The sequence below is a fragment of the Neptunomonas sp. CHC150 genome (genome assembly GCF_030397555.1).
Taxonomy (GTDB): Bacteria; Pseudomonadota; Gammaproteobacteria; order Pseudomonadales; family Balneatricaceae; genus Neptunomonas; species Neptunomonas phycophila.
This window is the reverse complement of the sequence record NZ_JAPNXU010000009.1, coordinates 202495-208613: the sequence shown is the minus strand read 5'-3', so window position 1 is coordinate 208613 and position 6119 is coordinate 202495. Positions and strand designations below refer to the sequence as shown.

The following is a 6119-nucleotide window of genomic DNA, read 5'->3' as shown; positions in this document are numbered from 1 at the left end:
TCATAGTGCTTCCCTTAGAGACTCCATAGCCAAGACCTAACATCAAATCAGTGTTGGTCTGACGAATTCCATCTCGTTGATCACTCCATTGATCTGGCTGCTTATTTATCCACTGAACCCCCGTCGTTAACGTTACTCTATCGTTCACTGCGAATGATACAGAGGGATTGATAGCTAAATAATTCCCGGGGTTATACTCAGAATCGCCATCTTTGCGCTCCAAGTTAAACCGGTAACTCGCCGACATAGACAACACGACGGGATCTAAAGCCCTGTATGTTGTAAAGCCAACCGCCCATGACTTTGCTGATGAGCTACTCTGCTGTCCTTTCTCACGCAGCGCTCCTTCAATAAAGCCAAGTAAAGCTGGAGTTTCATTGTCTTCTGAAAATCGATAATTCAAACCCAACCACGCATCCAAAAACCCATTGTCACTACCAGAGGCCGACTGATCATCAGCGGCTAAATAGCGATAATCACTGTAATAAAAGTTGGCTCGTGTATAGATTTCTGATGAGGGGGTTACACCCATTCGAAGCCCAAGCGTTGTAATAAAAGTATCAACGTTAGTTTGGCTGGTTCCATATCCAGTAGGAATATACACATAAGAGGAGTCACCGGTTTGAACCAAAACAACCTGTCCGGCCTCTACCCCCTCACGATCTTTGTTGGCATACGTCAAAGATAGATCTAATTTAAGACTACCTTCTTTTGTGATGAGGTTTTCAACAGTTAATGGCAATTCTGCTTTTGCATGAGAAGCAAAGACAGACATACAGACAACCGCCACATGAACGAATACTGCCTTGTTCATTATCTTATTCCCTTTAATAGCGGTAAGAGCAACAAACCTGCCCTCAACGCTTGTTCCTTTTTTGGGGAGTTTGTACCTAAAAGAATGAACGTATACTTAACATCATTTAACAAATTGAGGGGATATAAAACATACTGAAATATAACGAAAAAGTGCTGCAAATAAGCAGCACTTTTAAAGCCATAATTATAAAAACTGAGGAGAACTAACTACAATATAACCCGTAAATCAACATTGGCCATATACAGATTTAACACTTACCTTTGGGTCATTATAGGCTGTGAGGTAAGTTGATGTATCAGCCGTCCGGCCTGCTGATGGGTTAATGGAGGTGATAAATTAAAACCTTGTAAGCGGTCTACATTTAGTTTTTTGCAGCACTCATATTGCGCTTCACTCTCGACACCCTCAGCAACCGATTCAAGAGAAAGCGAGCGGATCATAGACGTTAACCCCGATGATAAGAAAAAATTCTTTTCATCATGCTCATCAATAGGGATAAGGGACCTATCAATTTTGACGACATCAATTGGAAAACGTTGTAAGTGCGAAATTGACGCAAACCCTGTCCCAAAATCATCCAACGCAATAGAGCACCCTAAATTGCTTATGCCCTGCAGCTTTTGAATATTATGATCAGAATGATCTAACAACATGGTTTCTGTTATTTCAAACTCTAGACACTGCGGATCAATTTTATATTTGCTGATAACCGAAGAGATAAAAGGAACAATATGATTATCTTCTAACTGCACAGCGGATAGATTGATAGCCATTTTGACATCCGTACCAAAGCTAACCTGCCATTTTTTTAGCTGATGGACTGCCGAACTAATGATCCATTTACCTATAGGCCGAATTAAACGCGTCTCTTCTGCAATATGAATAAATGAATCCGGTAGCAAGAGCACCTCATTTCGTCGCCACCTCAACAGAGATTCAAACCCCCACAACACTTTGTTCTCTTGTTTGAAAACTGGTTGAAAGTATAACTCTAAAGAATTATCGAGAATTGAGCTTTTTAAAGCGTTCTCTAGCTCTACCCTGGCGACAGTCCGTCTTTGCGCTTCGGCTGTATAGTAACAGAACTTATTTTTCCCTTGTTTTTTAGCCCGATACATCGCCATATCGGCATGCTTAAGCAACTGCTCGGCACTTGTGCCATCTTCAGGATACAACGATATACCAATACTAGCGGACACTTGTCCCCCCATGGCCGGCTGTAAGGTTATAGGGTATTGCAGCTTATCTAGAATACGACGACTAACCCTAGCAGCGCTATGCTGCCCTTCATTACCTGTTAACAGCAACGCAAACTCATCTCCCCCTAAACGCGCTAACAATTCACCATCACGTAAGCAAGAACGTATGTTGTCAGTTACACGACGGAGAAACTCGTCACCAATATCATGCCCATGAGTATCATTGATACGCTTGAAGTTATCTAAATCAATGAGCAAAACCTCAAGGTGACCAGAGCTTCGCGATGCATTAGCTAGTGCCGCGTTAAGAGAAGCCTCAAACATGTAGCGATTATTTAAACCCGTTAACGAGTCTGTTTCAGAAAGGTGCTTAACCTTCTTATAATCAACTAATTGTTTTAATTCGATATCATAGCGGGTGCGCGCATTAGCTAACGCAAACCATAAGCGCTTTTCACTTATTTCAGATTTAAATAAGTAATCTTGAGCCCCTGCATGCAAGCAACGCTGGATAAGATCTACATCTTCAAGACGGCTCACCATAACAATGGCTGGTGCGGTATCCCATGGCCAAGAGCGTAACTCATAAAGAAGAGAAATCCCTTGGCATTCGTCGCTCGAACATCCAATAATGATGACATCATAAGTTTGGTTTTTTAGACGAGGAACGACTTCGGAGAACTGAGCCACTTTGTCGACATTTGCCGGAGTGTTTTTGAGGGCTCGACAAATTCGCTCCCTATCAAAATGCACAATATCGACAACCAGCACATTCATATCTATCATCCTTAATATACAAACCGCTCTCGGGCGGGGTTTGTTCATATAGAGCGCTTACATCCTTAAAGCGCGAAGCTTTTATCAACTATGAGCAATGAAGCTTGAGTTTATAGCCTATCTAAATGCTCAATAAACGCTTTTGGCTCCATAAAGCCAACTACCGTGTAATCTGATTGTAACCGGCCTTGGGCATCATAAAAAATTAACGCCGGCGGTCCAATAACTGAGTACCGCTTACTCAGCGCCTTAGCATTATCATCATTAGCCGTAACATCTACTTTTACACGCTCATATTGAGCCAATCGCTGCTGAACTCCAGCATCGGCAAAAGTAATCATATCCAGCTCAATACAGGATACACACCAATCCGCATAAAAATCCAACAGAACAGGACGTTTAGACGCTTTAGCCGATGCTAAAACGGCTTCGAGTTCACTCGGTTCCGTAACACGAGCAAAGCTTAAGCGCTCTTGGCTAGCAACACTTGTTGAAACTGACAAACCTTTTAGAGGAGTAATAAAACTTTGCGAGCCGGATAATAAGCCAACTAGTAATGAAGTCGCATAAATCAACAGAATTAAGCCAACGCCTTTCCAGAGCTTTAACCACCGCTTACTACTATCAGCAATAGTGTCCATAGCACCCATATAGACTGCTGATATAATTAATATAATGGCTGTCAGCAGCATAGTGATTTTAATATCGACTATACGATCAAGCATCCACACGGCCATTAGCAACAATACAACGCCAAAGCCGGATTTAATCGCGTCCATCCAGTCCCCGGCTTTAGGCAACAGCTTACCCGCGGACAACCCGACCAGAATCAAAGGCACTCCCATACCTAAACTAAGGGAGAACAATGCTAGTCCTCCCACTAAGGGATCTCCGGTCTGACCGATATAAATCAGCGCGCCAGCCAATGGCGCTGCCATGCATGGCCCGACAATCAGAGCAGATAAAAAACCCATTAAGGCGACACTGAGCGTGCTTCCTCCTTTTTGCTGATGACTAACTCCAGATAACTTAGTCTGCAAAGCCGCCGGCAATTGCAACTGGTAAAATCCAAACATAGCTAATGCCAGCGCAACAAACACCAACGTGAATAAAGAAATGACCCACGTATTTTGGAACGCTGCTTGAATATTGGCTCCAAACAAACCCGCTAACACCCCGGCAACGGTATAAGTAATCGCTACAGCCAACACATAAACCAGCGACAACCAAAATGCTCTAGCCGTCGTTATTCGGTGCCCATGCCCCGCAATAATACTGGAGATAATAGGGATCATAGGGAACACACACGGCGTTAACGATAACGCCAATCCAGCAACAAAAAACAGCCCTAAAGTTAACATAAGCCCACTGCCAGACAACAAAGCAGCAAAGCGGTCTTGCTCGCTTACAAACGGGGCCGGCTCATTTTCACTGAGCACTTCATTTTCAGGCGGTGATATAGAACTTACCGTAGTAGCGGGGGGAATATCACCAACGGCTAATGGCGTTTTAACGGGTGGGTAGCAAATACCGCCTTCCCAACACCCTTGATAACTGACCATCACCTCAGAATTAGGTAGTACCTCAGTGCTCAGCGCTCCGAGTTGGACGGTAACATTTGCAACATTATGATAAACCTCAACCTGTCCAAATAGAGGGTCGTCTTTAGTCTCAGAAGGAGCATTTATTCGCTCAACAAGATCGACATTTTGAGGGAGATCTAACGTTATGCGGTCACGATATAGATAGTACCCATCGGCTATTTGCCAATGCAGTAAAACACGACCATCTGCTTCGATTGAGGGCTGAAAAATAAAAGCCTGCTCAACTGGCAACGGCCCCGAATCTGACGAGGAAGATTTTTGATCAAAAAAACCTGCATAGCTTTCCATTGAAACAACGCAACTGCAAACTACAACTAATATGCCACACAATTCACGTACACGTTTTAACACGCAAAACCTCTTAACGTTGAGCAACTTCGGCTACATTCAATGGAAAAAATAAAGACAGGCCTAAGACCTTCAAATTAGCGCTCAGTTCTATTTCATATCAAATTAAAGTCATACATCACTATTTTTAATAATTTTAGCATTCTATCATTGATGGACAGCTATCTAACGGCAAAAATGGAATATTAGCCACTTATAAAAGTTATAGGTTTATGATAAAACACTACGCTCTAATTATAAGCCGCAAACAAGCAAGCAACTAACATCGATTGCTCCAGGAATAAACATCATGTCAGATAACCGTGTAGATAACCTTAATATTGAATCCACCTCGGTTCTGATGACGCCCGATGCGTTAAAATCAGAACTACCTATTACCGATGCTGCTGCTAAAGCTGTTGTAGAGGGTCGCCAAGTTATTCGTGATATCTTGGATCGTAAAGACAAGCGCTTATTTGTCGTTATTGGTCCGTGCTCCATCCACGATGTCGATGCCGCAATAGAATATGGTCAGCGATTAAAAGCACTAGCGGACAAAGTAAAAGATTCTATCTATCTGGTGATGCGCGTTTATTTTGAAAAGCCACGAACCACCGTCGGCTGGAAAGGATTAATTAACGACCCTCATATGAATGATTCGTTTGATATACAAACGGGTCTGTTTAAAGCACGCAAGCTGTTGATTGATTTGTCTGAGATGGGCTTACCATTAGCGACAGAAGCACTTGATCCTATTTCTCCTCAGTACATACAAGATTTAATCTCATGGTCGGCTATTGGCGCTCGTACAACAGAGTCACAAACCCACCGCGAAATGTCATCCGGTTTATCCTGTGCTGTGGGCTTCAAAAATGGTACTGATGGCGGGCTCGAAGTAGCGACCAACGCTCTGAAGTCAGTCAAACACCCACATAACTTTTTGGGTATTAATCCAAACGGGCAGGTAGCTGTCATACGCACCAAAGGCAATCAGTACGGTCATGTCGTATTGCGCGGTGGTAATGGGCGCCCTAACTATGATTCTGTAAGCATCTCTATTTGTGAGCAAGAGCTAGACAAAGCCGGGCTAACCAAAAACATTATGGTAGATTGTAGCCACGCTAACTCATCTAAAGATGCTGGTCGTCAACCTCTAGTAGCAAAAGATGCTACCCATCAAATCATTGAAGGAAACACCTCTATTATTGGCTTAATGATAGAGTCAAACCTTGGATGGGGAAATCAGTCGATACCTAGCGATTTATCTCAGCTTAAATACGGCGTATCCGTAACAGACGCGTGCATCGATTGGGATACAACCGAAAACTGTATCTTAGAGATGCATGACAAACTAAAAGACACTTTGCACAACCGCTAACAAGAAGCCACGGCCTT

The 6119-nt window shown here is 43.1% G+C and carries 4 protein-coding genes; 1 reads left to right on the top strand and 3 read right to left on the bottom strand.

All coding sequences use genetic code 11. From position 1 onward, the window contains the following. The 3 genes from OW491_RS11770 to dsbD all read right to left on the bottom strand — a co-directional run. On the bottom strand, positions 1-814 hold an 814-nt coding region (locus tag OW491_RS11770; RefSeq protein WP_290036142.1), incomplete at its 3' end, for a hypothetical protein. A gap of 257 nt (positions 815-1071) precedes the next feature. After that, on the bottom strand, positions 1072-2793 hold the full coding sequence (locus tag OW491_RS11765; RefSeq protein WP_075172051.1) for an EAL domain-containing protein: 1722 nt from the start codon (positions 2791-2793) through the stop codon (positions 1072-1074). Positions 2794-2903: 110 nt separating this feature from the next. Next, positions 2904-4748: a protein-disulfide reductase DsbD gene (gene dsbD / locus OW491_RS11760; protein ID WP_290036140.1), complete on the bottom strand. Its 1845-nt coding sequence runs from the start codon at positions 4746-4748 to the stop codon at positions 2904-2906. 286 nt (positions 4749-5034) lie between these two features. Here dsbD and OW491_RS11755 point away from each other — a divergent pair, with 286 nt between their 5' ends. Next, the gene (locus OW491_RS11755; protein WP_075172049.1) at positions 5035-6102 is read left to right on the top strand and encodes a 3-deoxy-7-phosphoheptulonate synthase; all 1068 of its coding nucleotides are present in this window, start codon (positions 5035-5037) and stop codon (positions 6100-6102) included. Positions 6103-6119: the final 17 nt, after the last annotated feature.

Coding starts and splice junctions, on each gene's coding strand:
- OW491_RS11765 (WP_075172051.1), bottom strand. CDS start 2,793: ATGAATGTGCTGGTTGTCGATATTGTGCATTTTGATAGGGAGCGAATT.
- OW491_RS11755 (WP_075172049.1), top strand. CDS start 5,035: ATGTCAGATAACCGTGTAGATAACCTTAATATTGAATCCACCTCGGTT.